We start from the raw sequence: 16,112 nt of genomic DNA on the forward strand, positions 1-16,112 counted from the left end.
CGCACTCCGTCCACAGGAGGGTTCATGAAAATCAGGAAGGCCGCCGTCGCCATGGCGGTCGCGGGCTCCGCGCTGACGGTCGCCGCGACCGCCACCCCGGCGCTCGCCGCCTCATGGCACAACACCGGCCAGACCTTCTACTGGTACTCCAGCTGCGCGGCCGCGGGCAAAGCCGGCATGCAGTCCGGCTGGCAGGCCTACGACTGCAAGGGCAGCTCCGCCCCCTGGGCCAGCTACGAGCTGTGGGGCCTGTACTGACCCGTCGCGGTCGCCGTCGTCGCCGCCTCCGCCACCTCCGGCGGAGGCGGCTTCGGCTGCCGGTCGCGTCCTGTTCTGGATGCTCCGAACGTCCCGTCCGGGCTGGGCGGTCAGGGCTGGAGCGAGCGCCAGATCCGGGGCGGCAGGACGGCGGCGGCCTCGTCCAGGTCGACGGCGTCCGGGGCGGACAGCCAGCGGCGGGCGGTCTCGGCGACCGGGCCGATGAGCAGCATCTCCATCATCGCGGGCGACAGCCGGGCGACGCGGTCGGCGGCCACGTGCGGCGCCATCCACGCGATGAGGCGGGCGATGCGCGGCGCCTTCGACTCCGCGAGCGTCGCCGCGTGCTCCGGCAGGAACGCCGCATACGCCGAGGCGTGGACGAACCGGGCGGCATCGCTGCGCTCCCGGGTGAACCGCAGGTACGCGCGCGTCACCGCCTCGACGCCGGCCTGCGCGTCGGTGATCCCGTCCAGGGCGTCCAGCAGGGCGTCGAGCAGCTCGCCCATGCAGCGCGCGTAGAGGGCTGCGGCGAGGCCGTCGAACGAGCCGAAGTGGTGGTAGAGGCTGCCGCTGCTCATCCCGGTGGCGGCGATGACGGCCTTCATCGTGAAGCCGTCGTGCCCGCGTTCGGCGTGCACCCGGAGCGCCTCGGCCAGGATCCGCGCGACGGTCTCGTCCGTGCCCTGGTGCTTAGGCGACATCGAGCGCTTTCTCCGCGTCAGCCCAGAGCCTGGCCGCCAGGGCGGCGTCGAGCGCCTTCGGCTTCAGCGGCATCTCCTTGCGCACGTGGAAGTACCGGCCCGTCCCCTCCGCGGTGATCAGGTCGGCGACGGGAGGGCCGCTCTTCGACGGGGGCTTCATCGCCCACTTGACCGCCTTAAGCAGGGCGCCAAAGACCCCCTTGCGGGCACCGAGGTCCGTCCGGAGGACGCCGGGATGCACCGCGTCGATCGTCACCCCGGCGCCCTTCCACCGCTCGGCGAACAGCGGGACCATCATCAGGTTCGCCAGCTTGGTGTTCGCGTAGGTGTGGACGGCGTGGAAGTCGTCCCCGGTGGGCGTCCTGTCCGGATCCACCCGCCCGGTGACGTACAGGCCCGCGCTGACCTGCACCACCCGGCGGAGGCGCTCCTCCAGCAGCCGGTTCAGCAGGAACGGCGCGAGATGGTTGGTGAAGAACGCCTGCTCGAAGCCGTCCTCGGTGAGCACGCGCCGGCTGGGCCAGATGCCCGCGTTGTGGACGAGCACGTCGACGTCGGGCAGCTTCCCGGCCAGCTCCCGCACGGCCCGCACGGACGACAGGTCGCCCACGACCAGGTCCGCGCCGATCTCGCGCGCGGCGTCCGCCCCCGCGTCCGGCCGCCGCGCCACGATCACCACCCGGTGCCCCCGCCGGGCGGCCTCGCCCGCCACCGCGCGACCCACACCCCGGTTCCCGCCGGTGACAGCGACCCGCAATTCGCTCATACCGGGACCCTAGCGGTTTCCAGAGACTTTCTCTAGAGACAGTCTCCAGTTCCCGGTTCACCTGCCCGGTTCACTGTCCCGGGCTCACTGTCCCGGTTCACTGTCCCGGCTTACCTCCCCGGTGGTACCGGTCGCGGCCCCCGCTGCGCCGCCCGTCGTACGCGCGAAGCCGCCGCGCACGTGACGACACCCCCGGAACCCGACCGGCATCGTCATGTCAGACCGCACGGAAAGGACCGTTGACATGGCGCTACAGGAACGCACCCGCGTCCGGCAGGACCCCCGTTTCCGCCTCGGCAGGCGCTGGCGCAAGACGACGCTGATCGTGCACATCGTGTCCGCCGGCGCGTGGATCGGGATCGACGTCATGGTGGCCGTCCTGGTACTGACCGGACGTTTCGGCACGACGGACCACGTGCGCGGCCTCGCCTACGAGGCGCTGGCGACCTTCGTCGTGTGGCCGATGCTGGCGTCCGGGCTGATCTGCCTCGTCACCGGGCTGATCCTTGGCCTCGGCACGCGCTGGGGGCTGCTGCGCTACTGGTGGGTGGCGGTCAAGCTCGTCCTCAACCTGGTCCTGTGCACCCTCATCCTGGTGCTGCTGCAACCGGGCATGGACGAGGTCGGCGACTACGGCCGGACCCTGACCGCGGGCGCGGCCGAACCGGAGTTCATCTCGAACCTGTTCTACCCGCCCGCGGTGTCGCTGACGGCGCTGACCTTCGCGACCGTCCTCGCCGTGGCCAAGCCGTGGGGCCGGATCAGCCGCCGACCTGGACGGTCGCCTGAAGCACCGCCTCGCTGAGCCCCTCGGTGCGGAAGTGCGCGACGGCCTGGAAGTCGGGGTCGGCGACCATCCGGGCGAAGACCTCCCGGGACGGGTACCGCACGAGCAGGACGGCGTCCCATGCCTGCCCGTCCTCGGCCACCAGGGCGGTCGACCCCTTGCCGTAGTAGAGGACCTCGGCGCCGTACCGGGGGAGGATGGTCTCGCCGACCACCTTCGAGTAGCGGGCGTAGCTCGCCTGGCCGCCCTCGCGGAACCGCAGCAGGTTCAGCATCACCACCGGCCCGCCGGGGTCCTCGGACAGGAACCGCTTGAGCCCCGCACCAGTCGGATCCACCGCCATCAGGCACCTCCCGCAGACGTGATTGAAGACGATTCTAGAATGACATTCGTAGCGGCGTCCGGGAAGCCGCGCGGAACCCTGAGGAGCGGAGGCCCTGACAAACTGGGCGGCATGCTGGGTGAGACCGGGATCGGACTGCTGGTCGCGTGGGCTGTGCACGACACGGAAGAGGTCGCCGCCGGCCCCGGCTGGATCCGGGCGCACGTCCCGGAGCTGCGCGAACGCTTCCCGGAGGCGCCCGAACGGCTCTGGCGGTGGATGGAGTCCGTGGACGAGCGCGAGTTCGCCGTCGCGGTCGCACTGATGGGAGCGCTCGTCACCGGGGCCGCGGTCGACGGGCGGCGCACCGGCGGACGGTCCGCGACCTACCAGACCGCGCTCGCCGGGTTCGGACTGCACGGTCTGGTCCATCTCGCTCAGGCCGCCGCACTGCGGCAGTACACGCCCGGCTCGGTCACCTCGGCGCTGGTGGTCGTCCCCTACACGGTGTGGGCCCGCGCTCGGCTGCGGCGCCGGGGCGTGCTACGTCCCGCACGGGCGTGGCACGCGGCACTGGGCCTGACGTTCGCCGCCGCCGGCGTCGCCGGGGCGCACCTGGCCGCCCGGCGCATCACCGGGCGGCGCATCTGCCGGGCGACGCGTCACGGCGCGCCTGCCACCGGGCCGCGCTAAGCCGTCAGGCTCGGGAGGAGGGCGATGAGTTCGCGGCGCTCCTCCTTGTCCTGGCGCACCTGCCGGCCGTAAACGCCGACACCCGGGATCGCGGCGTCGCCGTCGATCAGCGCGCGCAGGTCCGGGACGAGCGGGGCCGCGTCCGTGCCGAGCTCGCGCAGCATCGCCGTGAGCCACGGACCGCCGCCCAAGGTGGAGAGGTTGCGGCGGACGGCGTCCACGAGCGGGACGGAGTCGCCGGTGATGCGGCGGATCGCCAGCGCGGCGGCGGTGTCGGTGAACCAGTCGCCGAGGAGCTTGCGCAGGCGCGGGAGGAGCGGTTCGGCGTCGGGCCCGACCAGTCCGGCGAGATCGGCCGCGTCCCTGGTGTGGCGCCCCCTGTCGATCGCGTCGGCGGCGGCCTCCAGCGCGGCGGCCCTGTCGCTGTCCCCGGCCTTGTCGCCGGCGCGCAGCAGCAGCCGCGCCGCCTCCAGCCGCTGCCTGATGGCGGACGGTTCGTCTTCCGTAGCCGTGTAGGCAAGCGCGCGCAGGGCGGCGAGGACATCGTCAAGCGGCACATCGTTATCGACGGCCGTCTGCGCGGCCAGCACTGGATCGGTCGTCGCGGCTTCGGCGATGCAGGCGGCCAGTTGGGCGGTGTCGCCGGTGATCGCGACGACGGCCCGCGCGCAGTCGAGGCGCAGCCGCCAGGACGCGTCCGGGTCGTCGCGGGTCGAGGCCAGCGCGGGCACCGCCGCCGGCGCCGCGGAACCGATCGCCGCCAGGGCCCGGACCGAACACCCATTGTCGTGCGGGACGAGCCGGACGAGCTCGGGCACCGCCTCCGCCGCGTCGGGGCCCCAGCGGTGCAGCAGCCGGGTCAGGCCGTTCACCTCGTTGTGCCGGCGCATCCTGCCGAGGTAGGCGTCGTACCCGCCGGAGTCCGTGCTACCGCCGGACTCTGTGTTACCGCCGGACTCTGTGTTACCGCCGGACTCTGTGTTACCGCCGGAGTCCGCGGGCTCGCCGAGAGGGATCGCCGCCAGCCGCCGCCGTGTCGCGGCGAGGAGTTCGGTGTCGGCGGGCACACCGGTGTCGATGAGCAGCTCCATGGCGTCGGTGGTCACCGTGCCGGCGCCGAGAGCGACGAGGAACGGCTCGCGCCAGCGGGGGTCGCCGAGTTCGATCAGCGTCTCCAGGGCCGCGTCGAAGACCCGGGCTTCGGGCGAGCCGGTGTCCGCGGGCGGTCCGGCGGCGACGATCCCGGCCAGGGCGTCGGCGGTCTGCACGGCGGCCTCGCGCACGTCGCGGATCGCGGTCGCCGCCGCGACGCGGACATCGAGGTCGGGGTGCCGGAGGCCCGCCCTCAGCACCGGCACCATCTCGGCGCGGGCCCGGCGCGACCGCACGCAGCGCTGGTAGGCGGCATCGACGGCCGTCCGCGCGGAGTCGGCGGGCCCCCGGTCGAGCAGGGTGCGGGCCAGGACGACGAACGACGCGCCGTCAATGTGGTCGGCGATGTCGTCGAAGGGGTCGTCCGCCCAGATCCAGCCGTGCAGCGGCTCGCCCTCCATCCAGCACTCGGCGGCCGCCTCCGAGGCGGCGTCCGGCCAGGGAAGGTCGTTGTCGGCGATCGCCCACAGTGCTCCGGCGCGGGCGGCGGTGGAGCCTCCCGCCGCCTCGTCGGCCAGCCAGTCCGCGCTGCCCTGCGGGTCGAGGCGGCCGGCTGCGGCGAGCAGGCCCGCCACCACGCGCGGCGACCGCTCCTTCGCCCGGCGCGCCCGGAGCGCGGGCAGCACCTCGGCGGCGCACGAGTCCGGAAGGTTGCCGAGCAAGGAGGTGGCGTAGTGCCGGATGTCGTCGTTGGGGTCGTCCAGCAGCGGGATCAGCAGCGGAGCCTCGCGGGCCAGGGCGGCGCGGACGTCCGCTAGGATCTCCGGGGCCGCGTCATCGGTGTCGGCGATCGCGCTGAGCAGGCCCACCAGCTTGTGGCGCCTGCGCGTGGCGGGATCGGCGGCGAGGCGGGCGACGAACGGTATGGCCCGCGGCGTCGCCGAGTACAGCGTGCCCTGGTGGTAGATGCTGCTGAACAGGTGCTCGGTCGCCTCACCGGCCCGCTCGTCATCGTCACCGACCGCATCGCGCAGCGTCTGCGGGAAGTCATCCGCCGGCCCGTAGGCGTGACCGAGCGACGCCCAGTCGATGTCGTCCATGCCGTCAAGCCCGGTGGCCGCCATTGCTCTCCCGCCCGTCGACTGATCGCCGGTCACCCTAGCCGCGGGCGGTGACATCGCGCCCGCCGGACGTCAGGGGGCGGACGGCGGGCCGAGGCGGGTGCCCGCGTCGGCGGCCCGGCGCAGCGCGGCCTCGATCTCCGACGCGTCCTCGGCCAGTTCCTCGATCCGCTCGGTCGCGAGCTCGTGCGCGGCGGTGCGGGCCAGCAGTTCCTCGTACGCCTCGTTCCGCCGTTGCAGTTCCGCCATCTCGGCGCCGCGGTCGGGCGGCGGCAGCGTCCGGCGCCGCTGCCTCCGGTAGACGGCATCGGCCGCCGCCGTCCGCGCGGCGTACTCCTCCAGCGCCTCGATCCGTGCGGTCACCGCCGCCACGGAGCGTCGCAGGGCGTCCCGCTGCGGAGCGAACCGAGACTTCTCGAGCGGGGTCAGATCGGACTCGCGGAGGGCCCGCTGCTCCTCCCGCATCCGGGAATGGGTCACGAGCGTCTGGGCGATGTCCCATTCCTCGGCGGGGAGGGTGAGCGCGTTGTCCATGCCGTCGAGGAGCCCGGCCTTGTTCACCTCCGACTCCAGGACCGCGCCGATCGCGTCCTGCGCCCTGCAGAGGAGGATCTTGGCGTCGGGGTCGAGGTCGGCGGCCACGATGTAGCGGCCGTGCAGCCTGCGGGCGAGGCGGGCGGCGGCACCGCCGATGAGCCCGTGCAACCGGCCGGGAGGCGGACTGGTCCCCGGCGGCAGGACGTCCTGGCTCTCCCGTAGCCTCCGCCGCTCGTCCTCGGAGAGGGCCGGATCGACGGCGACCCGCGGATGCGCCGAGTCGGGCAGGTGCGACAGCGACATGCCCGGGGATTTTAGAAGTCTTGTTCTGGACGTCCCGCTCCGGCGGCCCGCCGCCCTTTCCACCGGGCGGCGGGTCGGGACGGATCAGCAGGTGCCGAGCATCGAGGTGAGGGCGCTCTTCTCGGCACTGTCGACGGTGAGGTCGTAGTACCACTTCACCTGGATCCAGGCACGGGCGTAGGTGCAACGGAACGCGGCGCGCGGCGGCTGCCACTCGGCCGGGTCCTTGTCGCTCTTGCTCTGGTTGACGTTGTCGGTCACGGCCCACAGCTCGGGGCCGCCGAGGTCGTTGGCGTAGGACTGGCGGCGGGACGTCGTCCAGGCCCAGGCACCGGACGCCCACGCCTCGGCGAGCGGCACCATGTGGTCGATGTCGAGGTCGGACGCGGCGGTCCAGGTGGCGCCGTCGTAGGGCGAGTACCAGGAGCCGGACGTCGCGGCGCAGGACGAGTTGGTGACGACGTTCGTGCCGTCCCGCTTGAGGACGGTCTCGCGGGTGTTGCACGCGCCGGAGATCGTGATCCAGTGCGGGAACAGGTCCCGGTCGTAGGTGCTCTGGTGCGACTCGGCGGCGACGGTGAGGGACGCCAGCCGGCTCGCGGCGGTGGCGGCGGACGGGATGTTGGGCGGGGTCGCGGACGCCGGCGCGTCCAGGACGGCGATCAGCGCCGCGGCCAGCACGGCCGGGAGCAGATACGGCAGGAGTCGTCGCATCGGGGGAGCCCTTCCGCGGCCGCTCCCGGCCGGGGCGGGGGGCGCCCCGAGGGGGATCGGGAACGGCGGCACTGCGACGGTGACATTTCGGGCAATTGCCTTAAATATCACGCTTTGCCCACACGCGACCCTGCCCTTGGTCGCAACCTGCCAGGGCCTCTCCGCGGCGAGCACGCGCCGACGGAGCTCCGCGCCCCGCGGGCCGCCGAGGAGCATCGCCGGCCGGAGGTGCTGCCGGAGGCTGTTCGGTGAGGCGGCGCGCACGGCCCCCACCGCATGCACATCGGCCACCCGAGAGTCACCGCGGCACCCGGCATGACGCCCTGACGAGCGGGAATTCAGAGTGAGCGGGTCTCCTGCCTGCACGATTCGGTCGTCTTGGGGCAGGAGGCCCGCCACTCCGTCATTTCAGGCGTCAGTGACGCCGCAGGATCTCCCAGAAATGGTCGATGAACATCGCCAGGGCGAAACGAACGAACTCCAGCCCGACGCGAATCCTCCAGTAACGCTCTTCTGCCGGGCAACCCTCATGTTCGCGAGGGGGACGGTCGGTCATGACGACATTTCCTTTCGTGGATCCGGGCGCTCTTCCATGCATGTGGGAGCCGGATGAACCGCGCAGCTCGAAATCATCAGAGCACCTGATTCCACTGGCCGACGACCAGCGGGACATCTCCGGCAGAACCTGGATCGACGCCTGGGCTCACCTGCGCAGCGTCTCGGCGGAACTCGTCCGTCTCTGGATCCGGACCGGTCGATTCGGCGACTTGGGCAGCGCCGTGCGCTGCGGTTCTCTACGCTTTCGGATGCACTTGGACACTCTCAGATGCGATCAGACGCGAAGGCACCGGCCATGCTCCCTCCCCCGGAAGTCCCGAACCTCCACAAAGTGAAAACTCTGAACGATTTGCGCGACAAGCTGCGGGAACTTTACGATTTGTCCGGGTTGAGCTACCACCAGATCGAGGCGAACGCCAAGAAGGCCGGAACGTACGTCCCCAGAGCCACCGCCCATGCGATGGTCAGGGGGAACAGCGCGATCAAGAAGGAGCCGCTGAGCGCGTTCGTCCTGGCTTGCGGAGTCTCCGAGAAACATCACCTTGAGTGGATCCAGGCGTGGGAGCGCGTCAAGGTGGGGGCACCGCCAGAAGAGGCCGGTTCATCGACCGGCGAAACAGAAACGAGCGAGCCGCGCCGGACCGGAAGGATCAGGTGGAAGAAGCCGGACTGGCGCTCGCGACCGGCGGCCATCGCGATCGGCGCCACGCTCATCGCCGCCGTCGTGTTCACCGTCCTGCTCCGGACGAGCGGGCATTGCGGCGACCATGAGCATCTGGAATGGACGGATCGGCAATGCGTCGGGGTCGCCGTTCCCAAGAAGTCGGCTGATCCCGGCGTCTTCGGACCCAAGCTGGAATCGGTCATGCAGCTCATCGGGGAGCAGAACGACATCGCCACCAAGGACGGGCCGGGCACCTACGCCACCGTGGCCTTCATGGCGCCCCTGACCGCCGCCGACCCCGACACCCCGCTGGACCCCCGTACGGTCCCCCAACTGCGGGGGGCCTACATGGCCCAGATCAGGGCCAACAACGACCCCGGCAAACGTCCCAAGATCCGGCTGGTGGTGGCCAACCAAGGGGCCAACGAAATCCACTGGGAGGAGGCCGTCCGCCCGCTGGAGAAGATGACGGACCCCGAGGGCACCGACCACCTGCTCGCGGTCACCGGCCTGGGTCTCAGCCAGGACGAGACCGCGAAGGCGACCCAGTGGCTGGCCAAGCGTGACATCCCCATGGTCGGCGACATCATCACCGCCGACCACTTCACCAAGATCGCCAACAGTGCCGAGGCGGGAAAGGGCATGTGCCTGGCCCGGGTGGCCATCAGCAACACCGAGCAGCTCAACGCCATCGCGAAGCAGCTGAAGCCGGCCCCGGCCACCGCGGCGCTGGTCAGCGTCAGCAACACCAGCGCCGGCACCGCCGACACCTACGCCCGCTCCCTCGCCGAGACCTTCCAGAGGCATCGCAAGCAGCAGCACCTCAAGGCGGCCAGCTACTACCCCTACGCCCCACGCGGCGGCTCCCAGGCGCTGGACACCATCGCCCAGCAACTGGGCAAGACCGAACTCGTCTACTTCAGCGGACGCGCCAAGAACCTCAAGGACTTCCTGCGCGCCCTGCACAACCGGCCCGAACGCGCCCACCCCATCACCGTCGTCACCGGGTCCGACGGCGCACTACTGCAACGCTCCGCCAGCCCCGACCTCTACAGCGGGCATCCCCCGATCCTGGGCGACCCCGCCGTCCCCATCGAAGTGGTCTACACCCCGCTCGCCGACCCCATCCAGCTGAAGGCCCACGCCGGCCAGAACCTCTACGAAGCCTTCGAGACCGCGTATACCAAGGCTCGGTTCCCGATCTCCGACCTGGACACCGGATGGGCCATCACCGCCCACGACGCCGTCCAGACGGCCGTCACCGCCATCCGCAAAGCCGTCGAGAACGTCACCACTCCCCGCGCCCTGCCCAACCTGTTCGGCGTCTGCAACCAGCTCGGCCTGCTCAAGGACACGGGGATCAACGGAGCCAGCGGCTACTTCAGCATCGACCCCACCACGGGCGACCGCATCAACCGCAACGTTCCCCCGGAACCCGTCACCCTCCCCCGCAGCCCCCTGACCTCGGGATCGGCGTCGTGAGCTTGGAGCCGTCACCTCACTCCGCACGGATCAGGCGTCCACCACACGGTCGATCTTCCACTTGCCGTCCTCGCGGACCACGGTGACCTTGAGCGCACAGGCGCCGTCCGGGGGAACGCTCGCCCCGATGCTGGACGCGCAGGCGGCGCAATCGTCCGGAACCTGTCGTCGCCGGTGGGGACCATGACCGTGGCTGGAGCCGGGTCGGGGTCTGTGACGTTGACGAACATCAGCAGCTCGGCGGAGTCGCGCTCGCGCCGGATGATCTCAGTGCGCGCGACACTGCCGTCGGCCTGGCCGCCACGGACCCCGATCCGAGCCAGCCAGGCGGAGTATCGCCGAAAGCCGTCACCGGTCAGCCGGCGACGCCGCTCTTCCGGGGTCGGGCGCCCATCACCCGCATCGGGCGGATTCCCCAGAACCACACGCATGCTGCTTGTGATCTCGCGCCTGAACAGCATGTCGTCCGTGGGCTTACCCTTACTGGACGTGAGCACGAGCCAGGTGGCGACGGAGCCCGGATACAGGTTCAAGTAGTCGAAACGCCATCCCTCTGGTGTGAGCACCATCTGAACGTCGTAGCGGCGTACGGTCGGCACCGGTGCACCGTCCCGTCCGGCGGTCGTACCACGGACCACGGCCATCGCGAACGCCCAATCAGCACCCGCGTCCCGGTCGCCCGCGCTCCGATGCCCGCGTCCGCTGGCCCTGAGCAGGAACGTGGACACCCGCGCTCCCGCCAATCTGTCCCGCGGGTGCGCCATCGAGCGCTTCTCGTCCCCGACCAAGTCGTTCCGCAGCGAGTCAGTGGCGATGGAGTCGGCGATGCGCCGAAGCTCTCCGGGCCGCGTGAGGTCCGCAGTGTTCAGGGCGAGCAGTTGACGCGTGCCCCACTCGGTGGCCCGCGCCCGCTCGTCCGAGCCGAGCCCGTGCCGGGCGGAAATGCCGCCCCCTTCCCGGGGCCGACCGAGGTCAGGGGCGAGCACCGCCAACGCAACGGAGACGGCCAGCGTCACGAGACCGGCGACCCCGGCGGCCCGCTCCCACTCGGCCATTCGCTTCCCGCGCACGCGCACGTGACGCTCCTCCTGGGTGCTCACAGGGAACGCAACCTCTCACATGACTCCATGATCCACAACTCGGTGCGCCCGCCCGTCAGGGAAGCCACAGATCCGGGCCAAGGCGCTTGAGGCGCGTGCGGCGGGCCCGATAGTCCGGCATGGCCCGCTCCACGCGCCGCCAGAACCGTTCACCGTGGTCGCGCTCGTGAAGGTGCGCCACCTCGTGCGCGAGCACGTAGTCGATCAGGTCGGGCGGCAGTTGCATCGTCGCCCAGTGGATGTTCAGGCGCCCGTCCCGCGAGCAGGAGCCCCATCGGTAGCCCAGCGGCTGCACCCTCAGCGCGGCATGCGGCGCCTGCATGCGTTCCGCCCAGGGGCGCAGGCGCCTGGGCAGCCAGTCCTGGCCGCGCCGCGTATACCAGCCGATCAGCGCCGCGGCCGGGTCATCGAGCGCGTTCCGGCGCAACTCCAGGCGCCCGTGCATCAGCCGGACGGGTGACGGCGCCGCGTCCACGATCAGGAGCCGGTGGCTGCGGCCGAGGTAGGGGAAGCCCTCCCCGGAGACGTATTCGCGCTCCGGTCTGGCCTCGCCGAGTTCCCGGCGTTCGGCGAGCTTGCCGTACAGCCAGCGCCGCCGGCTCTTGACGATCTTCACGAGTTCGGCCCGATCGACGCCGGGTGGCACGACGGCGGTGACGGCGGCATCCCGCTCCACTGTCAGCCGGACATGGCGACGCCGCTCACTCACCCGCACCTGTACGTCGAGATCACCGACCCTGACGATCTCGACGGCCGCCCGACCGTCCACGGGTCCCAGCTTGCCACCGGACGCCGACGTTCCCGCGACCGGCGCACCGGGACATCGCCGTCACGGCCGCGGGATGTCCTCCTTCCAGTGCCGGATCACGTCGACGATCTGGTCCGCCAGTTCCGGCACGAGGGTGATCTCCACGTCCTTCGCGAAGAGGCACTGCGCGACGTGGGATCGAAAGTCCCTCTGATCAGTGGGCCTGCGCCAGAAGTCGCGGCGGTGTGTCATCCGCACCGCCAGCTCGATCACCTTCGTGACGATGTCACGCAACTGCTGGTCGGTCTCCGGCTGGACGACCCCGTCCCGTGCCGTCGCCTCCAGCAGCACCCCGTAGATGGCCTGTTCGGGCGGGGACAGCGGGTCGTCGTCCTGCGCGGGACGGTCGGCGCGCAGCTCCGCCACGAGGTCGGTCAGCAGTGCGGCCTGCTGCTCCCAGTCGTCGGCGTACTCGCGCAGGATCTCTTCGAGCCGTTCGCTGAGCAGGCGGTAGCGGCGCGGGTCCCTGCCCCGGTTGACCTCGATGTGGTCGCGGACGGCGTGCTCCATCTCCGAGGCGCGGGTCCGCGCGCCGGGCAGCGCGGCGACCTTCTCCTCGAAGTCGTCGGCGGTCAGCGACACCGGTGGCAGCTTCTCGTCGATGCCGAGCGACCGCAGGTGCTCGTCGATGAGGTCGCGGACCTTCGCGCCGTAGGCGGAGGGATCGAAGTCGCCGCCGTCGACGCGGTAGCGCCGCCGGGCCCGCATGGCGATCTCCGCGTACAGCGTGGCGTCGGGCAGGTACGGGCTGACGATCGGCTCGGGGAGGATGACGTCGATTGTGGTGAGGAACCGCTTCAGCTCGGCCTCGAACCGGTCGAACCGTGCCCCCTCCTCCAGCGACAGGACGCAGTTCTCCAGGGTGCCGCCGGACGGTTCGACCCCCTTCTCGGTGAACAGGGCCCGCAGCCTGCGCCGCATGGGGTCGAGCTTGGCGACCTCTTCCCGCAGGTCGTACAGGACGCCGTCGACGTCCTCGGCCGCGTACGCCTTGAGCGCTTCGGCGAGGTGGTTGGCGACGCCGTAGTAGTCGACGACGTAGCCGCATTTCTTGCCCTCGGCCGGACGGTTGACGCGGGCGACGGCCTGGAGCAGCTCGGCCTCCTTCAGCGACCGGTCGATGTAGAGGACCTGCTCGATCGGCGCGTCGAACCCGGTGAGCAGCATCGACTTCACGAGCAGGAAGCCGATCGGCCTGTCGCCCTCGCCGAGGTCGTCCGGGAACGGCTTCTTGAACGCCTCGACGCGCTCTTCCTGGCGGCGCTTGTCGGTCCATTCGGCGAAGCGGGCCTCGTCGTCGTCCGTCCCCGGGGAGATGACCGGGACGAAGTCCATGGCGCGCAGCAGCGCGAGCTTCTTGTGGGCCTGCACCAGAACGACCTGGCGCGGGGTCAGCTCGTCCAGCGGGACGCCGAGCAGGCGGGACGGGACGTTCTCCGCCTCCGCGACGAGCCGGTCCCGCGCCTTGATCAGCGCCTCGCGGTACCGGATCGTCGCCTCCCTGCTGTTAGCGACGACCTGCGCCTTGAACCCGCCGGGCAGCACCCCGGCGACGTAGTGGCGCAGCATGTGCCGGGCCTTGGCCTCGATCAGCTCCTCCGCTTCGAGGACGTCGCCCCGGGTCGCGTACCGGCGCTGGAGCTCCTCGCGCTCCTTGTCGGTCCGCTCGGCGAACATGTCCTCGAAGACCTCGTCGAGGTCGCGGCCGTCGCGGACGGCGCCCTTGACGGTGTTGCCCTCGTAGAAGATCCGCACGACGGCGCCGTCCCGCTCGGCGTCGGCGAGCAGGTAGCGGTCGATGACCGGGCCGAAGATCTGGCTCGTCTTCTTCTTCTTGCCCATGATGATCGGCGTGCCGGTGAAGCCGATCCGGGCGCAGTTCGGCAGCGCTTCGAGCAGGTTCATGTGCAGGCGGGAGCCGTGCGACCGGTGCGCCTCGTCGATGAGCACGACGACCGACTCCGCGGTGTTCAGCTCGCCGAGTGACGGGGCCGACTCGCTCAGCTCGCCGTCGGCCTTCCGCGCGGCGACATCCTGCTGCTTCTGGATCATCACGGCGACGATGCCCGGCCCGTCCTCGGACAGCAGCCGCTTGGCCCTCTTGACGCTCTTGGCCTCCTGCACTTCCTCGCCGGTCAGCCTGAGCGTCTTGGAGAGCTGCTGCTGCAGTTGCGTCCGGTCGGTGACCAGGACGACCTTCACGTCGGCGAGTTCGTCGATCGACCGCATCCGCCGGACGAGGAACGTCATCGTGAGGCTCTTGCCCGAGCCCTGCGTGTGCCAGATGACGCCGCCGCGCTCGTCACGCTCGCCGTTCGCCGGTTTCGTCTCGCCCGTCAGCAGCCGGTCGAGGGCGCGTTCCACCGCGCGGTACTGCTGGTAGCGCGGCGCGGCCTTGATGCGGGTTCCGTCGTCGAGCGTCATGAACGTGACGTAGTCGTGGACGATCTGCAGCAGGCGTTCCGGATACAGCACCACCGCGGCCAGGCGGTTCTGCTCGGTCACGGACTTCTCATCGCATCCGAGCCCGGCCGCGATCTCCGCGTCCGTCCTCGGGTACGGGTCGTGCCACGGCATGTAGTGCTCGGGCCCGGCGGTGAACGTCCCGAGCCTCGCGCGTTCGCCGCAGGTCGCGACCGTCAACTGGACGGTGTGGAACAGCTTGCGGTTGCCCGCCGGCGTCCGGGTGTTCCGCTGCCCGGCGTAGCCGCGGATGTCCTGGACGGCCCTGGTGATCGCGTCGCCGCGGCCCGGCTTCTTGCACTCGACGACGACCAGGGGGATGCCGTTCACGAACAGCACTTCGTCGGGGACGATGTGCTTGCGTCCCTGCGTGCCGGGGACGTCCACCCGGAACTGGGAGACGACGACGAAGTCGTTGCGCCCCCAGTGCTTCCAGTCGATGAAGTGGACGCGCTGGTCACGGCCGCCGTCCCACCCGTCCACGCCGGGCACGGCCACGCCGGAGACAAGGAGGTCGGTCGCCTTCTCGTTGGCCTCCAGCAGCCCGGCCGCACCGACCCGCGTCAGCTCGGACACCGCCTGCGAGACACGCTCGTCGTCCAGCCACGGCCGCCCGTCCGGGCCCAGATTGATGTCCCGGATCGCCTCCCGCAGCCGCGCCTCCAGGAGCACCTCGGCGAACGACTCGCGTTCGGAGGCCGCCGGGTCCGTCGGCGTGAACGCCCCAGCCGGAGCCCCGGCCAGGACCGTCCAGCCCATATCGCCGAGCTGATCAAGGAGCGGCTTCTCGACCTGCAGATACTCGGGCCCGGACAACGGCGTCCCCCGTTCACGTCATCGGCGGCTCACGGTGACCCCATCATTCCGCTCCGGCGTCCCCACGGGCCACGGAAATCTCAAGCAGGCCGACATTTGCCACTAGAGGCCAAGCTCCCCGCGCTTCACGCGCACCAGCAGCCCGGCGAACGCCTCCCGCCCGAACACCAGCCGCGCCCCCTCCGGATCCTTGGAGTCCCGCACCCACACCCGGCCGACCGACTCCGCCAACTCGACACACGCAGGATCACTGTCGCCGCCGCTGTGGGAGCTCTTACGCCACTCGATCATCCACATATGCCCTCATCGTCCGTTCGATCAGGCTCCGAGAGTCGTCCTTCGACAGCGCCACAGCACCGATCTGGGCGAATCGAATCGAGAGCGCGGCGATCTCATCTCCGCCTTCGATCAGCCGTCCGCCGAGCTGGGCACCGACGTACGCCACTTCCCTGGAGCCTACTCGGAGTATCTGGATCGCCCCATCATGCCCGGGATGTCGCCCCGCCGACCGGGGAACGATACGAACGGCCGTCCTCGGCAAGCGACCGACTTCAATGAGGTAAGCGAGTTGTTCAGCCATCACCTCGGGACTGCCGACGTGGCACTCCAACACCTCTTGGTCCAGCAAGACCCAGAGGTAAGGCGGCTCATCCTTGGCGAGGATCTCCTGTCGCTTCAAGCGCGCCTCGGTCTCTGTCGCGATGTCCACCTTCGGATCGCTGTCGGCGACCAGGGCGCGCATGTACGCCTCGGTTTGCAGTAGGGCCGGGACGGTCTTGCCGTGGTAGACCTCGATGTTCGTGGCTCCGCGTTCGTACTGGAGGTACTGCTTGGTCGGGTAGCGGGGACGCATTACTGCGTCCCCGCCCCCTCAGAACCGTGCGTGCCATTCGTCACGGCACACGGCTCAAGCAGATCCAAGCG

Annotated in this window: 16 protein-coding genes; 4 read left to right on the forward strand and 12 right to left on the reverse strand. The window is 70.7% G+C overall.

Annotation, left to right across the window (positions count from 1 at the left end; translation table 11 throughout):
• Positions 1-24: 24 nt before the first annotated feature.
• Complete coding sequence (locus CHF16_RS37245; RefSeq protein WP_089330899.1) at positions 25-258, forward strand: hypothetical protein; 234 nt, start codon at positions 25-27, stop codon at positions 256-258.
• A 110-nt stretch (positions 259-368) separates the two neighbouring features.
• Here the strand turns inward: CHF16_RS37245 and CHF16_RS37250 are convergent, their stop codons facing one another.
• Together CHF16_RS37250 and CHF16_RS37255 are read right to left on the reverse strand one after the other, a co-directional pair.
• Positions 369-962 (reverse strand): TetR/AcrR family transcriptional regulator, encoded by a 594-nt coding sequence (locus CHF16_RS37250; RefSeq protein WP_089330900.1) that lies wholly within the window; start codon positions 960-962, stop codon positions 369-371.
• On the reverse strand, positions 952-1,728 hold the full coding sequence (locus CHF16_RS37255; protein WP_089330901.1) for an SDR family NAD(P)-dependent oxidoreductase: 777 nt from the start codon (positions 1,726-1,728) through the stop codon (positions 952-954). The genes CHF16_RS37250 and CHF16_RS37255 overlap by 11 nt, the downstream gene beginning before the upstream one ends.
• 244 nt (positions 1,729-1,972) lie before the next feature.
• On the opposite strand from CHF16_RS37255, the gene CHF16_RS37260 reads away from it, so the two are divergent.
• The gene (locus CHF16_RS37260) at positions 1,973-2,533 is read left to right on the forward strand and encodes a hypothetical protein (RefSeq protein WP_089330902.1); all 561 of its coding nucleotides are present in this window, start codon (positions 1,973-1,975) and stop codon (positions 2,531-2,533) included.
• Here CHF16_RS37260 and CHF16_RS37265 read toward each other — a convergent pair.
• Positions 2,490-2,858 carry a DUF1330 domain-containing protein gene (locus CHF16_RS37265; protein ID WP_089330903.1) on the reverse strand — a complete coding sequence of 123 codons (369 nt, stop codon included), beginning with the start codon at positions 2,856-2,858 and terminating at the stop codon, positions 2,490-2,492. The two genes, CHF16_RS37260 and CHF16_RS37265, sit on opposite strands and share 44 nt — an antisense overlap.
• A gap of 111 nt (positions 2,859-2,969) precedes the next feature.
• Between CHF16_RS37265 and CHF16_RS37270 the strand changes: the two genes are divergently transcribed.
• On the forward strand, positions 2,970-3,530 hold the full coding sequence (locus CHF16_RS37270) for an HXXEE domain-containing protein (RefSeq protein ID WP_089330904.1): 561 nt from the start codon (positions 2,970-2,972) through the stop codon (positions 3,528-3,530).
• On the opposite strand, the gene CHF16_RS37275 is transcribed toward CHF16_RS37270, so the two are convergent.
• The 4 genes from CHF16_RS37275 to CHF16_RS40705 all read right to left on the reverse strand — a co-directional run bounded on the left by CHF16_RS37275 (position 3,527) and on the right by CHF16_RS40705 (position 7,853).
• The gene (locus tag CHF16_RS37275; RefSeq protein ID WP_089330905.1) at positions 3,527-5,746 is read right to left on the reverse strand and encodes a hypothetical protein; all 2,220 of its coding nucleotides are present in this window, start codon (positions 5,744-5,746) and stop codon (positions 3,527-3,529) included. The two genes, CHF16_RS37270 and CHF16_RS37275, sit on opposite strands and share 4 nt — an antisense overlap.
• Positions 5,747-5,815: 69 nt before the next feature.
• Entirely contained in the window at positions 5,816-6,583 is a 768-nt protein-coding gene (locus CHF16_RS37280) for a hypothetical protein (protein WP_089330906.1), read from the reverse strand.
• Positions 6,584-6,667: 84 nt separating this feature from the next.
• The gene (locus CHF16_RS37285; RefSeq protein WP_089330907.1) at positions 6,668-7,297 is read right to left on the reverse strand and encodes an HNH endonuclease family protein; all 630 of its coding nucleotides are present in this window, start codon (positions 7,295-7,297) and stop codon (positions 6,668-6,670) included.
• A 415-nt stretch (positions 7,298-7,712) separates the two neighbouring features.
• Positions 7,713-7,853, reverse strand: coding sequence for a hypothetical protein (locus tag CHF16_RS40705; RefSeq protein WP_179271891.1), 141 nt, complete (start codon positions 7,851-7,853; stop codon positions 7,713-7,715).
• A gap of 297 nt (positions 7,854-8,150) precedes the next feature.
• On the opposite strand from CHF16_RS40705, the gene CHF16_RS37290 reads away from it, so the two are divergent.
• Positions 8,151-10,001 carry a type 1 periplasmic-binding domain-containing protein gene (locus tag CHF16_RS37290; RefSeq protein WP_143228282.1) on the forward strand — a complete coding sequence of 617 codons (1,851 nt, stop codon included), beginning with the start codon at positions 8,151-8,153 and terminating at the stop codon, positions 9,999-10,001.
• A gap of 11 nt (positions 10,002-10,012) precedes the next feature.
• Here the strand turns inward: CHF16_RS37290 and CHF16_RS37295 are convergent, their stop codons facing one another.
• From CHF16_RS37295 to CHF16_RS37315, 5 genes are all read right to left on the reverse strand, one after another.
• Positions 10,013-11,101, reverse strand: a complete 1,089-nt coding sequence (locus CHF16_RS37295; protein WP_143228283.1) for a hypothetical protein — start codon at positions 11,099-11,101, stop codon at positions 10,013-10,015.
• Between the two features lie 55 nt (positions 11,102-11,156).
• Complete coding sequence (locus CHF16_RS37300; RefSeq protein ID WP_218827022.1) at positions 11,157-11,870, reverse strand: M48 family metallopeptidase; 714 nt, start codon at positions 11,868-11,870, stop codon at positions 11,157-11,159.
• A gap of 60 nt (positions 11,871-11,930) precedes the next feature.
• Positions 11,931-15,188 carry a type I restriction endonuclease subunit R gene (locus CHF16_RS37305; RefSeq protein ID WP_143228285.1) on the reverse strand — a complete coding sequence of 1,086 codons (3,258 nt, stop codon included), beginning with the start codon at positions 15,186-15,188 and terminating at the stop codon, positions 11,931-11,933.
• A gap of 102 nt (positions 15,189-15,290) precedes the next feature.
• Positions 15,291-15,419, reverse strand: a complete 129-nt coding sequence (locus CHF16_RS37310; protein ID WP_342750155.1) for a DUF397 domain-containing protein — start codon at positions 15,417-15,419, stop codon at positions 15,291-15,293.
• 43 nt (positions 15,420-15,462) lie between these two features.
• Positions 15,463-16,041 carry a DUF5753 domain-containing protein gene (locus tag CHF16_RS37315; RefSeq protein WP_089330912.1) on the reverse strand — a complete coding sequence of 193 codons (579 nt, stop codon included), beginning with the start codon at positions 16,039-16,041 and terminating at the stop codon, positions 15,463-15,465.
• Between the last annotated feature and the right edge of the window lie 71 nt (positions 16,042-16,112).

The sequence above is a fragment of the Actinomadura meyerae genome (genome assembly GCF_900188445.1).
GTDB lineage: Bacteria > Actinomycetota > Actinomycetes > Streptosporangiales > Streptosporangiaceae > Spirillospora > Spirillospora meyerae.

Excerpts from the sequence above, each read along its gene's own strand:
- CHF16_RS37245 (WP_089330899.1), top strand. The coding sequence starts at position 25 with ATGAAAATCAGGAAGGCCGCCGTCGCCATGGCGGTCGCGGGCTCCGCG.
- CHF16_RS37250 (WP_089330900.1), bottom strand. The coding sequence starts at position 962 with ATGTCGCCTAAGCACCAGGGCACGGACGAGACCGTCGCGCGGATCCTG.
- CHF16_RS37255 (WP_089330901.1), bottom strand. The coding sequence starts at position 1,728 with ATGAGCGAATTGCGGGTCGCTGTCACCGGCGGGAACCGGGGTGTGGGT.
- CHF16_RS37260 (WP_089330902.1), top strand. The coding sequence starts at position 1,973 with ATGGCGCTACAGGAACGCACCCGCGTCCGGCAGGACCCCCGTTTCCGC.
- CHF16_RS37265 (WP_089330903.1), bottom strand. The coding sequence starts at position 2,858 with ATGGCGGTGGATCCGACTGGTGCGGGGCTCAAGCGGTTCCTGTCCGAG.
- CHF16_RS37270 (WP_089330904.1), top strand. The coding sequence starts at position 2,970 with ATGCTGGGTGAGACCGGGATCGGACTGCTGGTCGCGTGGGCTGTGCAC.
- CHF16_RS37275 (WP_089330905.1), bottom strand. The coding sequence starts at position 5,746 with ATGGCGGCCACCGGGCTTGACGGCATGGACGACATCGACTGGGCGTCG.
- CHF16_RS37280 (WP_089330906.1), bottom strand. The coding sequence starts at position 6,583 with ATGTCGCTGTCGCACCTGCCCGACTCGGCGCATCCGCGGGTCGCCGTC.
- CHF16_RS37285 (WP_089330907.1), bottom strand. The coding sequence starts at position 7,297 with ATGCGACGACTCCTGCCGTATCTGCTCCCGGCCGTGCTGGCCGCGGCG.
- CHF16_RS40705 (WP_179271891.1), bottom strand. The coding sequence starts at position 7,853 with ATGACCGACCGTCCCCCTCGCGAACATGAGGGTTGCCCGGCAGAAGAG.
- CHF16_RS37290 (WP_143228282.1), top strand. The coding sequence starts at position 8,151 with ATGCTCCCTCCCCCGGAAGTCCCGAACCTCCACAAAGTGAAAACTCTG.
- CHF16_RS37315 (WP_089330912.1), bottom strand. The coding sequence starts at position 16,041 with ATGCGTCCCCGCTACCCGACCAAGCAGTACCTCCAGTACGAACGCGGA.